The sequence below is a fragment of the Asanoa hainanensis genome (genome assembly GCF_900188485.1).
In the GTDB taxonomy this organism is placed as follows: domain Bacteria; phylum Actinomycetota; class Actinomycetes; order Mycobacteriales; family Micromonosporaceae; genus Asanoa; species Asanoa hainanensis.
The window spans coordinates 1-15,758 of the sequence record NZ_FZPH01000025.1; the positions used below are offsets into that span (position 1 = coordinate 1).

The following is a 15,758-nucleotide window of genomic DNA, read 5'->3' on the forward strand; positions in this document are numbered from 1 at the left end:
CTGATACCGACGGAATCACCTCGCGCCGCCGACCCGCTCGGGAGCGCGCGCCGATCGCGTCGCGACCGCGTCAGCGCGATTTCGTGTCGTGCCGGCCACGAGGCGCTCCGCCGGCCATTGGCTGCTCGCGTAGCGGGCGCCCCGGTCTCATACCGCCGCGTCCATGCCGGCTCTCCGGTCATCGGCGAGCACGACGTGTTTCCGTGTAGAGCCGTCGACCGGTGGGGTGCTCGTTCGCCGTAGCCACCGGAACGCGCCAACCTGTTCCGGTCACCTCGGGTAATCGCGCGGGCGGCTGGCCGGGGGACTGTCGTGTCGTCACGATCCGTCGAACTTGGCTGATCGAGCCCGGTGCCGTTCCAGGCTGCGGCTTCCTGGTTCGTTCACCCCGTTCCGGCGGTGCGTTCCAAGGCACGTTCCGACGGCACCTGAGAGTCGATCAAGGAGCCGTTCCGGAACGCCTTCCAAGATCCTTCCGGGGTCGTTCCTGTCGTCTTGTTCCGACCTCCGCTGCCGTTCAAGCGGCGGTCGTTCCAGGATCGGCGTTCCAATCCGGTGCATCGGGGAGGTGCCTGTTTCGCCGCGTCGATCTTCGACCCGGTCGCGTCGGACGGCGGCAGCCGGGTCGGTCCGCGTCGAGGCGCCGCTGGGGCGGCGGCGCCCGGCTTGCATCCGTCGATCACTGCCGATCGACGGATGCGCGTCGACGCGTGGCCGGCCGGCCTGGCCGACGACGAGAGTCCGGCGGGACATCCCCCCTTAGAGCCTCGCCTGTGGCTTCCTCGTTGAGGCCCTTCGCCCCCCAGAATCCTGAGCGTGAGCGGCGATAGCAACTGGCATGAAGGGCAGCGATGGAGTCGACGCACCGGCCCGGGAAGTACCCAGGTGTGTTGATCACACGTTGTGAACCCGCACCCGCATCCCTCACTCCCGCCCGGTGGGGGAGTGGGAGCGACCGTAACCCGGGCCCGCCCGCGGCCGCGCGCGCGAGTATAAGCAACCAACCCTCACACGAACCCTCACTCACTCAGCGTTACGGGAGAGAGCAACAATCTGACTCCTGGTTACCGCAGATGGTGGGCTAACCGACGCCCAGACCCGACGAAGACTGCGATGACGACCGCAGACCCCGGCGAACGAACCGCTCCAGGTGCCGACCCCTTGTCGGCATCCTGCAGAGGCAGCGCGGGGCGCCGACAGATGCCCCGGCGACCGACGGGGTCCGCGCCTCGAGGGTCGGAGGGGCGGCGCCTATCTCCGGGCACCGAACCGCCCGAAGGCCGCCCCCGGTTCTGGCGATCAAGAGGGTCGCGAGCTATCGCCAACAGGCTCGCGGACCGGCGCTCCTCCGAGGACGATCCGGCCCTTCCATCGCTCGCCGATCCCGGTTCCCTGCGCCCGTTCCGGCATACCGGAACAGCCCGACAGACGGGCGTTCCGGTCGGCGTGGACAGTCGACTGGGTGCGCTCCGGCTGGTGACCGTTCCGGCCCTCCCATCGTTCCAAACCCACCTGGATGAGACCGGTTCCAAGTTCCCAGAACCAACGCCGTTCCGGCCCGTGCCGGTCGGATGTTCCATGGCGTTCCAAGGTCATTCCAAGGTCCTCGGAACGCCGCCAACGCGGCGCCCGCCGTCACGCACTGTGACGGGTGGGGTCGTGGCGGCGGGGTCGCCCTTGCGGCCCGGGCGCCACGCAGCGTGTCAGGGCGTTGATGACCGCCGCGATGATGGCCGCGGCTGCCAAACCATTAGCGGGCCAGCAACTCTCCGTCCAGGGTGGCCGCAACGCAGTCGCCAACCGCTCCGCTAACGCCCTGAACAGTTCCCGAACGACTTGGGGGAGGGGAGTCACAGCGCCCGGGAGCGGCCCTCGGTGGGGTGGCGAAGGTACGGGTTCATCCGAGCAGCTCCGGTGTCCGCTCAGGCAGGATGCATGGTCCGACCTGGTCGCCAGCCGGGCGCGAGCGGCGATTCCGCGTGGCCGGCGACGGTCAGGCCCCCTCTTAGGAGGGACGCCGGCATCCATTGTGGGCCCCCGATCCATTGGTCCCAGGAACGTCTGCGACAGGCGCCCGGCAATCGCGTAAAGATTATCTTTACGCCGTGGGATACTGACTTGCATGAGTCGTACGGCTGACAAACCAGCGCCGCGATACAAGCTCCAGAACGCTGCTCAGGCGGCCGCGCAAATCAGGAAACTTCGGGTCGAGGGGCGCGATCCTGACCTCGACGTGCGCTTCCCTGTGGAGGTGCGTGACGACGAGGACGTTGACGCGGTCATCGATTACGTTCATCGCCACCGGCAGGTTAGCCGCCTGGTCCTGGGCGCCGAGCTCGAGTTTCGATCCACGCTGCTGGAGTACCAGCGCCAGCGAGACACCGACAGGCACGAGCGTCGTGTTCTCGCAGTGCTGGAGGCGGGTCGGCAGCTCGGCGTCCGGCCAACGGTGTACGGCGCGCCGATGGGGCTGCACAGCAAGCAGGCCGTTTACCACCGCCGGGTCACTCTGGCTGCGCGCCGGTCAGCTCACGTCAGCGATGAGGGTCGTGCGCAGGCGTGGCTAGACGAGCACGTCGCCGAGCTTCGCGGCCTGGCCGACCTTCTCATCGACCACCGTGACGAGCTTCTGCTGCTGGTAGATGAGGGGCCGGCCCGCGAGAAGCTGGCCAACGACATCGACAATGCAGGTGCGTTGATGAATACGCGCCGGCCGACGATGGACTTCTGCGGCGCGGTGGCATTCGCCGTCTTCGGGCTGCGCCCCCAGGCGGCGCGGCCAGCAGCAGACCCCGCCATCCGTGAGCAGCTCGCGCAGGGCCTGCGACTGCTGTGGTAACCCCGAACCTGGCTCGGGGTCCTGGTCAGTGTGCCCCGAGGCTGGTTGTTTACGGGGTGATGGCTGCTGATCCGCCGGCGCGGCTGGCCCACCGAAGGCCCTCTGGGAGCGAGCGCGGGATGAGTGCAGTCGCCTGGGGTTGGTCGACCCTGGTGACCCCGGCCCGCTTGGGGCCCGCCGGCTCGCTCTGTAGACCTGTGCGACCCGGCCGGAGAGCAGTTGGTCGAGCGGCGGCGGAGACGTTCTGCCGCGGGTCGGGTAGGTCAGGTCACCGACCCGCCGGTGCAGGTCCTCGATTTGGCGGGCGATGCGCCCGGTGACGCGCACGCCGGTCAGCTGTAGGCCCCCGCGAACGTAGCCGAGTTCACGAGAGACCCAAGTGTTGCCGAAGCCCCGGCGGGCCAGATCGGCGAGCAGCGCTCGGGTGTGGCCGGCGTCGACGCGGGCGCCGTCCTCGGTGAACATCCGGCCGCGGGAACCGGCCCGTGTTGCCTGGCTCTTGCAGTCGGCCGCCGTGGTGGCCATCAGACAGCGCTCGTGTTCGCGTTCGAGGACCGGCCACTCGCCGCTGACGATCTTGCGGATCACACCGGTCGGAACGCCGCTGGCGGTGACGATCGTTCCTCGCTTGCAGCCAGCCGACTCCAGCGCGGCCACATCCCCGCCGGCCCGGTTCGCGGACACCGGGTCCCGCGGAGCGTTCCGCCGGTCGATCCAATGCCGCTGCGCTGCGCGGCGATGCAGCGTGCACGGCTCGCACGGGCACTTGAGCGCCTCGCGGGATCCACCGCCGTGCTCGCGGCCTTCTCCGAGGTTGATTGGCTCACCGAACGCGTTGCCCAGGGTGCGTTCCCACTCCCAGCCGGGCACAGCCGCGAGCAGGTCGACGTACTGGGGGTCGAGCTCATCGCGGCGGTGCAGGAACCGCTGCCTGGCGGCCCACTGACCGAGCCCGATGGTGGCGCCGTAGATCTCTTCGACGACCTTGCCAGTCGGCAGTTGCTGCTCTCTGGCCACGAACTGCAGCAGCGCGGCGTAGGTCACCCCCCAGCGGGTGTGGGCCTGCTCCCACCGCCACAGCGGTTCGCCTTTGATGTCGCGGGGGAGGCGGCCTCGATCTCGTTGAGCAGCGCAGGTGGCAGGTTCTGGCCGAGGAGGTGGGTGCGGCGCAGGGCGTGGACCCAGCGGCCCAGGGCGAGCCCGTTCCGAAGACCCGCAGGGCCTGGATCATCGCGATGTCGATGTCGCGGAGGCCGGCGGTCCAGTCCCAACCGGGCAGCTGTTCGAGCCGGGCGGCGCGGACCGGGTCGAGTAGACCGTCGCGGTAGGTCTGGCGTTGTACCGCGAGCCAGACGCCGAGCTTCCACGGCTTGGCGCCCTTGCTGATGGTCTTGTTGAAGAGGGAATCGCCGCTGGTTCGGTCGGCGACGCTGCCGTAGACGTCGACGTAGGAGGTGAGCAGGTCGAAGGTGTCGTCCCAGTCGGCCTGCTCACGGTCCCAGTACCAGCCAGGGATCAGCTCGAGCCGGTGCACCTGCTCGGCGGCCAGGACCCCGCCGGTCCGGGCCCGCCGCTGGCCCTCGGCCCAATTGCCGATGCCGACGCTGTGATGCGAGATCGTCATGGCCAGGCGTCGGCCCGGGTTCTGCTGTGCCCAGTCCAGGGCGGCGGTGTAGAACTTCTCCCACCCGGACCCGACCTCTTCGACCAGGCGCAACTGGACCGCGTTCTCGTCGAATCCGTCGGGCAGCAGGAACTCCACCCGTCCCGCGTCGGTCCGTCGGCGGCCGCCGTGTCGTAGGCCGGCGCGGACCGCGTCGTCGAGTTCTTCGGCGAGGCGGTGGTCGTGCGCGCGCAGGCCTCGCAGGACGGCCCACACGTGCCGGAACGCGCTCAGCGACATGCCGGTGTCGTCGTCAAGGTCCGCAGGCAGCGTGACCGGCAGGATGATGTAGCCGAGGTGCTTGCCCTCGGCGGCGCGCAACGCCCGCCCGATGGCCTGGATGATGTTGACAACGCTGGTGTATTTCCCGTCGAACAGGACCCCGTCGACGCCGGGCACGTCGACACCCTCGTTGAGGCAGCGGGCGCTGGGGAGCACCCGCACCTGCTGATCCTGATCCTCGCCGAGCCAGCGCAGCGTCTCGGCCCGGCCCGCGGCACCGACGCGTCGACCGACCGGGCTCGGATGAACTTGCCGCCCGGAGTGCGGGCCAGGTCCATGGTCTGCGCGAAGCTGCGGGCGGCGGCGACGCGAGAGTGGAAGGTGAGGATCCTGCGGATGCCGAAACGGTCGATCGCGTCGATCAACGCCCCCGGGGCCATGCCCGTCTCCGCCATGCCCGGTTCGGTCCGGCCTTCGCGGCTGACGGCCACCAAGACCCGGTAGTCGGTGAGCCGGCCCGATGCGATGCCTTGGCCAAAGGTGACCGTGTGCGCGACCGGGCCGAATCGGCTGTGGTCGTCCATCGACACGACGTCGTCGCCGTCGAGGACCCGCGGCGTCGCGGTCATGAACAGCCGCCTGCGGGCCGGGATCGCCCGGGCGTCCACGGCGACAAGGAATTCCTCACGGGGCCGCCAGCGTTTGTGCGACCAGCGCGAGGCTGGGCAGGAACACCAGTACCTGTTGGGCGTCGGCGGCCTGGGCGTGCCAGCGGGCCACCAGGGTCTTGCCGGTGCCGCACGCCATCACAAGCTGGGTGCGGTCGTGCACGGCGAGCGCCCGCTGCAGGGCGGCGAGGGCCGCGACCTGGTCGCTGTCCGGGGTCGGCTGGGCAGGCATGTCAGTCCTTCCTGGAGCGAATCGGAACCGGACGGCGGCGTCGGGACGTGTGCACCGTGGAACGGGACACCGGCCGAGTCGGTCTCGTGGGTAACGGGCCGCGGCGGGCGAGGTCCTCGGCGCCCTTGCCGCCACCCGCAAGGGAGTTCACGCGGTCTCCAGGTCGAACAGGGTGGCCTGCGCGATGCAGCCGCCGAGCCGGTCACGGTGGTGCTGATCCCATGGGCCGGTCGCCGCGTGCGCCGGGCAGTGGCGATCCGGATCGCCGTCCTGGATGAGCACACGCACGCCGCAGATCGGGCACGGCACCCAGGTGACCCGAAACGGGCTGGCCGGACCGGCCTTAGCGATGATCTGCGCCATGGTCCGGTTGTCCTGGAACGGCATCCCGGTCGCCTGCTCGACGGCCAGGATCCGCTGGGCGGTGCCCGGGTTCGCGCGGGCCGAGATCAGCAAGTCGCGCTCGCCGGCGAGCACGCACATCCGGCAGCTGAGCCTGGACATGCCCAGGTTCTTGTAAGCCGGGTGGTACGGGACTCCAGCCGCCCGAATGCCGGCCCAGACCTGGTCGGTACTGAGCTCGTGGATGGGCAGCCAGTCGTAGACCTTGCGGGTGTGCAGAGTCGACGCCCGGGGATTGAAAGACCACACCGGACGGCTGGCGCGGCGGGGCGACTCGGCGGCGCGGAAACCGAAGGTCTGTACCACCACCATGGGGCGGCCGGTTACGCCGAGTTGGGCTCCTTGCGCCCGGATGAACCGTTCCGATGGGGCGGTCTTGTGCTCGCGGGTGCAGAACCGGAACTGCAGCCGAGGGAACCCACGGGGGGAGCCGTCGATGCGCCGTCTGGCGGCGATGTCGTCGATGAGGTCCGGGCCGTCGCGGCGGGTGACGATGAACGGCAGCCCGTACCGGGCGGCTTGCTCGGCGGCGAGCTCGCAGGTGCCAGCCCACTCGACGCCGTCGTGCGGATCGTCACCCAGGCCGTTGTGCTGCACCCAGATCCGGCGCTCGGTGATCAGCCTGTCCAGGAGCCCGGCCTCCCGCAGCCGGTCGGCGGCCGCCCGGACCATTTCTTGCGAGTCCTTGCCGCCCGAGGAATTCAGCAGCCAGAGATCCACCTCGGCGGGATTGCCACCCGGCCCGAACGGGAACACGAAACCCGCCAGCGGCTGCGGCTTGGCAGCCGGCTTGCCGGCTCTGTTGGTGGTGGACACTGGCGAACCTCCGCTGTCATCGCGATCGGGGAGAGGGGCCGCCTCGCGCCCATTTGGGGGACGCTCCTTGACGACTTCTGGTGACACCCGGGAGACCCCAAGTTGCCTATAATGATACCCTTTCCGAAGGATTCGCGCCAGATCCACAATGTTTTGAGCTGCAGAAATATGCGCCTGTGTGGGCCGCCGCCAGTCGCCTCACCCGGGGCGATCGGCGTTACCGGCACCGCGGAAGGACCGGGTGGTCTGCTAAGCGGAGTGCCTCGTGCCCACATCGGGTGGGGTCCGCCCGGCCGCCTGGGCCGCCGGGCGGACCAGGCTCACTCGTCGCGGGTGTCCTCGCCGTACGTGTTCGCGCCGCCTTGGTCGACCTCGACGAGCAGCGGACCGTGGCCGGGATCGATGGCGTCGCCCTCGATGCTGACGTAGACGCCGTCGTTGCGGCGCCGGACCATCACCTCCACACCGAGTACGGCGAGCCAGAAATGGTCGGAGAGGTCACCGTCGCCCGGCACGCCCTGATAGCGCCAGGCAACGGACTCGCCGATGTCGGTCAAGTCGTGCCGGGTGAAATTCGGGTGGTCGCCGGGCTGACCCGGGCGAGGACGCCTGCGCTTCGCGTCGACCGCTTCTACCGGGATGCCGAGCAACGCGGCGACCTGGTCGACGGTGAAGTCTCCACCCACGAACAGCAGCGAGGTATCGTCCGGTCCTTCGACCTCGATGCCGTCGGAGTAGAGCACCACCTGGCAGGCGCCGGTCGCTAGTAGCGCCAGCAGCAGCGTGCGCAGTGCCGCACCAGGAGTCACTGGGGCGGCGTCAGCGTCGCTGCACGAGTCGCCGGGCGGGACGTGCCGCCAGCCCTTCCGTGCGGCCCGCAGCGACCGGCCACACCGCTGGCAGGTGGAGCGCTTCGAGCGGCTCATCGACGGCCCGCCGCTTGGTCGCCGGTCGCGATGTCCTCGGCGGTCAGCAGGTACGCCTCGGCGACGTCGCGCTGCTGCACTCCGCAGGAGGTCGCCTGGCACTCAAGGTCGGCGAGCACGCCGTCGAGCCCGCGTTCGCGCACCTTGTCGGTCAGCGAGGCCAGATCGAGGCTGCCGTCGGGCCGCCGGATCGGGCCCAGGTCGGCGAGCGCGGTCAGGCGGTGCTCGGGAACGTCGGCGCTGAACGACTCACGCACCGACCAAGACAGGCGGACCAGCCCGCCCAGGGCCGGGCTCATGTCTTCGATCTCCATGTCCGTCCTTCCTGCCCGGCCGGGCCGGGCCAACCGGTCTTCTGATAGGGAAGCCGAGGCATCCTCGACGTCGCCTATAATGATACCCCGTCCAGTCGGGGGACAACAGGTCCACATTGGATTGACGCGCTGAGATGGGCCACGCGGCTTGGCCAGCCGGGCCTTCGGCGACGCGGAGATGACACCGCGTCGGTCGCGCCCTCTGGGTGCTGCGCGGGATGCCGCCGTACGGGGCATCAGGGTCTAGGCGCGGAACCGCTACGGCAACGCGGTGCGCGCCCACCATGACCTGTTCCGCTTTCGGGGCCGACCAAACTCGTCCACAGTAGACTAGCGATCTTTGAAGGGGTATCATTATAGGCAAGCCCGCGCCCATTGCCGTTAAACCGGCACCTCACACCGACTTCGCCACGCGACGGCCGGGCTGAATCTGACCGCGCCGGATCAGCCGGCGCCCGACCGGGAAGGGACACCAGTGACTGACCTCGCCGAGGACATCGTCACCACGAGCGCGGCCGAGGAGGCGACGGGACGACGGCCGCACCTGGTCGAAGTCGACCCGGGCACCCTGGTACTCCGCGCGAACTACTCGCGCGTGAATGCGAAGAAGTCGCTCGACCCGGACTTCCTCGCTTCGGTCAAGGAACACGGCGTACTCCAAGCGATCACGGCCTATGAGGACGGCGACGAACTGGTCGTCCTCATGGGGGAGCGCCGAACCCTCGCCGCGATCGACGGCGGCCGCGAGACGGTGCCGGTCATGGTCGTCCCGCGGCCCGGGACCGGCGTACAAACCGTCGTTCGTCAGGTCGACGAGAACGCTCGCCGGGCTGGCCTGACCGCCGGCGACCGCGTCAAGGCCACCGAGCAGCTCGCGGCCTTCGGCCTGGCTGCGGGAGACATCGCCAAGCAACTCAGGACACCCAAGAAGGACGTGGAGCAAGCGCTGCAGGTAGCACGGCACGCGGCAGCGTCCAAGATTGTCGCGCGGTACAGCGCAGTCACCCTCGACGTCGCGGCCGCCATCTCCGAACTCGACCCCAGGCAGGACCGCGACGCGATCAAGCAGATCAGCGTGGCGGCAGCAAAGGGCAAGAATGTCGAGTACGAGATCCGCCAGGCGCAAAAGAACCGCCAGCTCCGGGATGAGACCGAGAAGGCGCTGGCCGCGCTAGCCCAGGCCGGTGTGACGGTCATCGACGCGCCGGCGGACACCCATGGCGACAAGCGGGTGCTGAGCAAGTGGGCCTCGCCGGACGGCAACGGGCTCAGCGAGAAGACCCACTGCGACTGCCCCGGCCATGCGGCCTACCTCGTCAACGACTACTGGCGCATCAACGTCGTCTACGTCTGCACTGACCCGAAGGCCAACAAGCACCGCAAGTACGCCTACTCGTGGCTCAGCGGATCCACGAGCCCCGAGAAGCAGCGCGAGGAGCGGCGCGAGGTCATCGCCAACAACAAGGCCTGGGCCATCGCGACCGAGGTCCGCCAGGACTTCGTCAAGGAGCTGTGCCGGCGGAAGACCCCGCCGCAAGGCACCGTGATGTTCCTCGCCCAGGCGCTGCTCGACGACGAGGGCCACTGGCTCCGTGAGGCGATGGAGAAGGGCGACGCACACGCGCTGTCGTGGCTCGGTATCAAAGCCCCCACGTACGGGCGCAGCTCCGACCTCTCGAAGCTGCTCGCCGGCGCCAACGACGCACGGGCGCTGATGCTGATGCTGACCGTCGTGCTCGGCGCGCACGAGAAGGGCAGCGAGTTCGGCACTTGGCGCAGCCCGCGGGCGTACACCGTTCGCTACCTGAGGTTCCTCGAGACGCAGGGATACGTCCTGACCGATGTTGAGCGCATCCTCGTCAAGCGGGCCGAACCCAAGAAGGTCAGGCGGCCCAGGAATCCCGTCGAGCCACAGCAGACTGACGCCACCTTGGGCACAGACGAACCGGACCAGCCCGAGGCCGACAACGCTCCCCGGGCCGCAGCCGAACCCGACCAGGCTCACCAGTAGGGCAGGGGCGGCGGACCTGGCTGCGCCAGGGCCGGCTCCGCCGCCCCTTGTACCGCCTGTCGAAAAACGTTCTTGTCGCTGGTCCTTGAGATGAGGGTCGGCCTGTGGTGAGAGGGCCGCGACTGTGACGACACCCGCCGCTCGAACCGCCATACCAAGGCGGCGGGTGTTTCAAGGTGGTCAGCGGAAAGCTCGTCACCACCCGCGCCAGGCCAGGGGGAGGCCGCCCGTTGTTGGCGACCGTCGTGGCCGGGCCCGCCACCCTGCCCGGTTCGAGCGTTCATTTTCCTCACCGGGGGCCGGGCGCAATTTTCAGCCCGCAGTAGCACCCCCGCGCGAGACGGGCTCGCCTTTGGCTTCCTGTTGTGGCGTCGGCACGCCGTTTTCGCAGACGGGCGCCGACCACGGCGATCTGTCCGGCTGATGTCGTTCACGCCATGGATGGCTCGGGATGGTCAAACCGTCGATCTAGTCAACGCGCCCATCGCCGTGCAGCGTGCGGGGCCGACGGCATCGAGATGGGCGCCAATGGTGAACAACGTCGTTGACCAGGAGCACGTCGGGGCGCGCCTGCCAAGTTGCCGCGCGTGAACGTTTCCACAGAACGCTGCGAACGACTACAGGAGAGTTCTTAACTACAGGAACCACTACAGGGCACCCGGAAAAAGCAGTGATGACCAGGCGATTCTTCCCGCCGTGGTCGGCGCGAAATGCGCACTGGTCGGCAAGCTATGCGTCGCCTCAAGCACATGACCAGGTCAGCGCGGTCGGCAACAAATGCGTGCACAGCTGTCAGCACACATCGTTTTCCACAGCCTGCCCCCGTATGGTCGGCGAGCTATGCGGGGACAAGCCCGCTCCTGGGTCGTGTGCCCGTCGTCTCCTCCTTCCTCGCGGAACCTAGGTCGGCAACCTATGCGTGTGCAACCCGCAACCCAGGAAGGGTTCGAGATTCGGCCGGCCCTCGCCCCGCTAGCGTCACAGCGAAATGCCCCGGTTCGAGGTCGGCAAGATATGCGCGCCAGACGACCTCGAAGCGACGGTCGGCGGGATATGCGTGGACGGCCGCCACGTCATCCACAACCAGCTTGAACGGCTAGCTCAGATCTTCAGCGCGGAGGGATGCCGCACGGGCCACCGCGTGCGCGTCTATCGGTCGGCAGGATATGCGTACCGCCTGCGAAGCTCAGGAAGCTGAGGCGGCGACACGCCGTGCTGCGACTTGGGTGTGTCTGTCGGGCCTGGAACGCTGTTCCCGTGCCCAGGCAGAAGATCACCGACCTTGAAAGGCTGCGTGCGGCCGCCGAGGTGTGGGACGACGACGCGCCCGACATCGGCTATCTGGCGCAGCTGCTGACCCAGACCAACCTGCCCTACAAAGACCCGGGCGACGTCGCTGTATGGAGCCGGCACAACGGCGACGTGCACCTGCTCGTCGAGCCGGGACGACGTGTCGCCGCTGACGGCACCTACCAGCCGATCTACCCGTACGGCATCATGCCACGGCTGCTGCTGATCTGGATGTCCAGCCAGGCGGTCAAGACCCGCTCCCCGACGCTGGTCCTGGGCGCGTCGCTCAGCGAGTTCATGCGCGACATCGGACTCAAGCCAACGGGTGGCAAGTCCGGTTCGATCACCCGGCTACGCGACCAGATGGAACGCCTCCTCAAGGCGCGGTTGACACTCGAAGTCCGCCAAGGCACGCAGCGCGACCGGGCCGTGCAGATCTCGGTCGCCCTGAAATGGGACCTGTTCTGGGGCCGCGGCGATCGGCAGGACGCGCTGCTGCCTTCCACGATCCAACTCTCGGCGGACTTCTTCAACGAGATCGTCGCGCACCCCGTCCCGTTGAATATGGGCGCGCTCGCCGCGCTGCGCGGCTCACCGATGCGCCTGGACATCTACGCCTGGCTGACCTGGCGGATGTCCTACCTGCGCCGCCCCACCCTGATTCCATGGGACGCCCTCATGGTCCAGTTCGGGTCAAACCTTGCCGACACCAAACAGGGCCGACAGCAGTTCCGCCGCGACTTCAGCAACCACCTGCGCGAGGTGGTGCTCGTCTACCGCGACGCCAACGTCGAGGCGACCGACACCGGACTAGCGCTGCGACCAAGCCGCACCCACATCCCGTTCCGGGGCATGCGTTCCGTCGACGGATAGCAGCGGGCCGAGCAACGGCAGCCGCCGCCGCGGCCAGACCGCTCGCCGACGCCGTGCGCGGTGCTGATTACGAGCGTCGAAATAGGGCCGGCCGGCCCGGTGTCGATTACTGGCCGAACAGCAGGAGTTGATCCGGGTTCGGTCGCGACCGGTTGGCGCGGCGCAGGAGCGCGGGAGCGGGAAGAGCTGGCTCGGCGGTGTGTCGACCGTTGGCGCGGTCGCGTGCGCAGGCGCGGACGGCGTCCAGGGCCTCCTCGCGCCAGTGCAGGGCGTAGGTGAAGCAGTTGCGGCAGTCCGTCGGGCGCCGGGCGCCGATGACCGGGTCGGGCCGGCTGAGGTGGTTGCAGCCGGGCAGCATCAGGTGTTCGTCGCGGGCGGACTTGGACCATGCCTGGCTGTCCGCGCTGTCGAGTAGGTGTCCCGCGATCCGCAACGCGTTGATCGACACCCCGAAGCCGTGCATGCGCATGCCCAGGCCGAGTTCGGTGAGGGTGCCCAGCACGCGGGCCACGCCTTTTTGGGAGCCGCGTCGGCAGATGCTGCCGACGCCGGCCCGTCGGCCGGTGAGGTCGACGCCGGCGCGCTGGTACATCTCGACGTGCTCGACGTATTCCCACGGCCACCAGCCCTGCAGCGTCGGCAGCCAGGCGATCATCGGGAACTCTTCGGCGAGGTAGAGGTAGGACTCCACGGTGAGCTCCTGGTGCTCGCGCACCGTCTTCCCGGTCCGCTTCAACACGGCGGGTTCGCACGGCCAGTCCTGCACACCGACGAAGTCGGGCATCAGATCTCGGGACGAGTGACCGACCGCCTCGGCGAAGCGGACCCACATCGCGCCGTAGTCGGCGGGCCACAGGTACCAGGGGTGGTCGCGGCGGCCGCGAGTGTTGAGCATCAGGGCCGCGTAGGCGCCCGAGTCGCCGGCCCAGGGCGTCCCGAACGTCTGCACGGGCCAGTCGTCGCCCTGCTGCTCGTACCGGCTCACGTAACGGGCCAGGGTGGTCGCGGAGATGAACAGCGGCACGGGGGAGCGGCGCAGGTGGTGAGGGTGCCCGACGCCGAGGTAGAAGGTCATCCGGCGAGCGGGGTCGGGGTGGAACTCGCTGCGGGTGTAGGGGGTGACCGGGCCCCACTGGGTGTGCCAGCGGTCCGGGCCGAGGCCGTACCGGGCGACGTGCGCGTCCCAGCGGGCGCGGCGCTGCTCGACGGTCGGCGGCGGCCACTCGGTCACGCCCCGGCGGCGCATCAACTCGAGGAGCCGCGCGGCGCGCTGCGGGTCAACACCGTACCCGGCGATGGTGCGGCGCCGGATCGCGTCCAGGTCCTTGACGATCACGCCGGCACCTCGTGAGCGTCGAAGAGCGCGAGCTGCTCGACCGCCGGGCGAAGGGCCGGGATGATCTCGGCGAGGACCCGGCCCATCGCGAAGCGCAAGGCCTCGGGATTGAGGTCGCCGCCCAGAAAGCGGCGCCCTTCGGACAGGCAGGTGACCAGCGTCGTGCCGGATCCGAGGAAGGGGTCGCAGACCAGGTCGCCACGGCGGGTGGTGGATCGGACCAGGCGGGACACCAGGGCCGGGTGCAGGGCGTTGTCGTAGCGCAGCAGGCCGGGTCGGCGCTCGTCCGGGATGTCGGTCCAGACGTCGACGGCGTAGATCTGGCCGGTCCGGCCGCGCGGCATCTCGGTCGGTCGGTCGAAGACCCGTTGCGGCGAGTCGAGCGGGCCGCGGGTCATCAGGGTGACCCGGTGGTGGGCGTGGACGTAGCGGCGGGTGCTGTAGAGCCCGAACGGCCGTTTGACGGCGATGGAGTTGACGTAGGTCAGGCCGGCGATGTCCTCGGCGGCGACCTGGACTCGGGCCGCCTGCTGACCGCCGGTGATCACGGCGAGGTAGCCGCCGGGGCGTAGCGCGGCGCCGGCGGCGGCGATCCATTCGGCGGTCCAGTCGGCGTACGCGGCCGGGTCGACGTCGATGTAGCCGCCGAGCACCTGGGAGTGGTCGCGGCCGTAGGTGCGCCGGTACGCCGAGCGGTGCTCGCCGCGACCGAGGGCGTACGGCGGGTCCGCGACGATCAGGTCGATCGGTTCGTCGGCCTGGGCCAGCACGGTGGCCGCGGCGCCGAGCACGAGCTCGGCCTGACCCGGGTCGCCGGGCAGCCAGAGCAGCAGCGCCCGGCGCGGCCGGGCGGTGGTGCCCTCGATCAGCCAGGCCGCGCTCTGGTCGTCGTCCTGACGGGCCCGGCCCTGGCGGCGCAGGGACTGGAGGGCTGAGCGGATCCGCCGCTTGTACTGCTCCTGCCCGTCCTGGATGATGCGGCGTCCGTCGGCCCGGTCGGCCAGCCCCGCCCGCTCGGCGAGCTGGTACAGCTCCGGGAGGGTGTAGCAGCCGGACTCCAACGTGCGCAGCAGGTCCGCCGCCGTGCGCAGCTCGCGGACCCCGGTGCCTGGCTGCCTGGTCACAGCGGCACGCCCATCGCGGCAAACAGGTCCGGCGAGGGCTTGGGGTACCGGGACGGGTCGCGGTGGGCCCGCACCGCCCGGCCGTTGCGGTCGCGCTTGTAGACCTTGACGTCCTTACGCAGCGGCATGGCGTAGCGGTGCTTGCCGGGCGTGCGGCGGCGGGTCACCTTCACGTCGAGCAGGGCCTGCCGCAGCCATTCGTGCGGCTTTTCTCCGGCCCGCATCGGCCGCGCCCCGAACGACACCAGCCGCCGCTCCGCGGCCGCATGTCCGCGCTCCTGCGCGCGGATCTTTTGCATCGTGCGCTCGTCGAGGCACGTGCCGTCGGGCAACCAGATGGTGGTCGTGGTCTTGCTGGTGCCGAGGTAGATGCAGTTGAACGCCTGGTAGATGATGCCGACGTGCCCCCAGGCCGGGTCGGCGAAGGTGATCACGGCGTGCAGGCCCTCGTCGAGCAGCAGGGCCCGACACTGCCCGAGCGTCCAGGTCTCGGCGTTGCCCTCGGTCGGGCCCAGCACCAGCCGTTGCAGCACCAGCGACTGCGTGTAGGGCTCCAGGTCGGGCAGCGGGTTGGTCAGCACCTTGTCCTGCGCTGGGTTTCCGTACACCGCAACGCCGATCAGCTCGCCGTGGCGGAACAGGCCGAACTGGTGGACGGCGGCCGGGTACGAGCGAAGGTAGTGGCGACTGGTGACGAACGGCTTTGCGACGGCCTCGGCGATCGGCTGGACCTCGTAGCCGCGCGGGCTGAACCGCTCGGAGGGGTCGGCGTACGACCAGGCCGGCATCGGCTGTCCTGGCTGGGATGGGTCGCGTTCGGGCCAGCGCTGGCACCAGCGCGACGCGGTCATCGGGCCACGCCCCGGGTGTGGGCCGCGGATGGGATCATGTCCGGCTCCTCGATGAGGGCTTGGAGGCCGGCGGCCCGCGCGGGATCTGTGATCACGCACGCGGTCAGCCGGGGCCTGAGGTGGTGGTCGGGCTTCTGGTCTGGAGTCCGGGTGCCGACCCTCGCTCCGCCTATAATGATACCTTATATCTA

At 69.5% G+C, this 15,758-nt stretch carries 11 protein-coding genes; 2 read left to right on the forward strand and 9 right to left on the reverse strand.

What is annotated here, in order from left to right; genetic code table 11:
- Positions 1 to 2,098 precede the first annotated feature (2,098 nt).
- From CHC05_RS41095 to CHC05_RS37180, 6 genes are all read right to left on the reverse strand, one after another.
- Positions 2,099 to 2,497: a hypothetical protein gene (locus tag CHC05_RS41095; RefSeq protein ID WP_144022939.1), complete on the reverse strand. Its 399-nt coding sequence runs from the start codon at positions 2,495 to 2,497 to the stop codon at positions 2,099 to 2,101.
- A gap of 1,246 nt (positions 2,498 to 3,743) precedes the next feature.
- Positions 3,744 to 4,946: a helicase associated domain-containing protein gene (locus CHC05_RS37160; protein WP_089255343.1), complete on the reverse strand. Its 1,203-nt coding sequence runs from the start codon at positions 4,944 to 4,946 to the stop codon at positions 3,744 to 3,746.
- Between the two features lie 462 nt (positions 4,947 to 5,408).
- Complete coding sequence (locus tag CHC05_RS37165) at positions 5,409 to 5,624, reverse strand: DEAD/DEAH box helicase family protein (protein WP_089255344.1); 216 nt, start codon at positions 5,622 to 5,624, stop codon at positions 5,409 to 5,411.
- A gap of 147 nt (positions 5,625 to 5,771) precedes the next feature.
- Positions 5,772 to 6,929, reverse strand: coding sequence for a phosphoadenosine phosphosulfate reductase domain-containing protein (locus CHC05_RS37170; RefSeq protein ID WP_218824800.1), 1,158 nt, complete (start codon positions 6,927 to 6,929; stop codon positions 5,772 to 5,774).
- A gap of 233 nt (positions 6,930 to 7,162) precedes the next feature.
- Positions 7,163 to 7,768, reverse strand: coding sequence for a hypothetical protein (locus tag CHC05_RS37175; protein WP_144022940.1), 606 nt, complete (start codon positions 7,766 to 7,768; stop codon positions 7,163 to 7,165).
- Complete coding sequence (locus CHC05_RS37180; protein WP_089255347.1) at positions 7,765 to 8,082, reverse strand: hypothetical protein; 318 nt, start codon at positions 8,080 to 8,082, stop codon at positions 7,765 to 7,767. Before CHC05_RS37180 ends, CHC05_RS37175 begins: the two co-directional genes overlap by 4 nt.
- A gap of 475 nt (positions 8,083 to 8,557) precedes the next feature.
- Here CHC05_RS37180 and CHC05_RS37185 point away from each other — a divergent pair, with 475 nt between their 5' ends.
- Together CHC05_RS37185 and CHC05_RS37190 are read left to right on the forward strand one after the other, a co-directional pair.
- Positions 8,558 to 10,093 carry a ParB/RepB/Spo0J family partition protein gene (locus CHC05_RS37185; RefSeq protein WP_089255348.1) on the forward strand — a complete coding sequence of 512 codons (1,536 nt, stop codon included), beginning with the start codon at positions 8,558 to 8,560 and terminating at the stop codon, positions 10,091 to 10,093.
- Positions 10,094 to 11,350: 1,257 nt separating this feature from the next.
- Entirely contained in the window at positions 11,351 to 12,256 is a 906-nt protein-coding gene (locus CHC05_RS37190; RefSeq protein ID WP_179266550.1) for a replication protein RepA, read from the forward strand.
- A 106-nt stretch (positions 12,257 to 12,362) separates the two neighbouring features.
- Here the strand turns inward: CHC05_RS37190 and CHC05_RS37195 are convergent, their stop codons facing one another.
- Genes CHC05_RS37195 through CHC05_RS37205 form a run of 3 tightly spaced genes read right to left on the reverse strand, consistent with a single transcriptional unit; the run spans position 12,363 to position 15,567 of the window.
- Positions 12,363 to 13,592 carry a deazapurine DNA modification protein DpdA family protein gene (locus CHC05_RS37195; protein ID WP_089255350.1) on the reverse strand — a complete coding sequence of 410 codons (1,230 nt, stop codon included), beginning with the start codon at positions 13,590 to 13,592 and terminating at the stop codon, positions 12,363 to 12,365.
- Positions 13,589 to 14,716, reverse strand: a complete 1,128-nt coding sequence (locus CHC05_RS37200; RefSeq protein WP_089255351.1) for a DNA-methyltransferase — start codon at positions 14,714 to 14,716, stop codon at positions 13,589 to 13,591. Before CHC05_RS37200 ends, CHC05_RS37195 begins: the two co-directional genes overlap by 4 nt.
- Positions 14,713 to 15,567, reverse strand: a complete 855-nt coding sequence (locus tag CHC05_RS37205; protein ID WP_179266551.1) for a Mom family adenine methylcarbamoylation protein — start codon at positions 15,565 to 15,567, stop codon at positions 14,713 to 14,715. The genes CHC05_RS37200 and CHC05_RS37205 overlap by 4 nt, the downstream gene beginning before the upstream one ends.
- Between the last annotated feature and the right edge of the window lie 191 nt (positions 15,568 to 15,758).

Excerpts from the sequence above, each read along its gene's own strand:
- CHC05_RS37165 (WP_089255344.1), bottom strand. The coding sequence starts at position 5,624 with ATGCCTGCCCAGCCGACCCCGGACAGCGACCAGGTCGCGGCCCTCGCC.
- CHC05_RS37175 (WP_144022940.1), bottom strand. The coding sequence starts at position 7,768 with ATGAGCCGCTCGAAGCGCTCCACCTGCCAGCGGTGTGGCCGGTCGCTG.
- CHC05_RS37180 (WP_089255347.1), bottom strand. The coding sequence starts at position 8,082 with ATGGAGATCGAAGACATGAGCCCGGCCCTGGGCGGGCTGGTCCGCCTG.
- CHC05_RS37205 (WP_179266551.1), bottom strand. The coding sequence starts at position 15,567 with ATGACCGCGTCGCGCTGGTGCCAGCGCTGGCCCGAACGCGACCCATCC.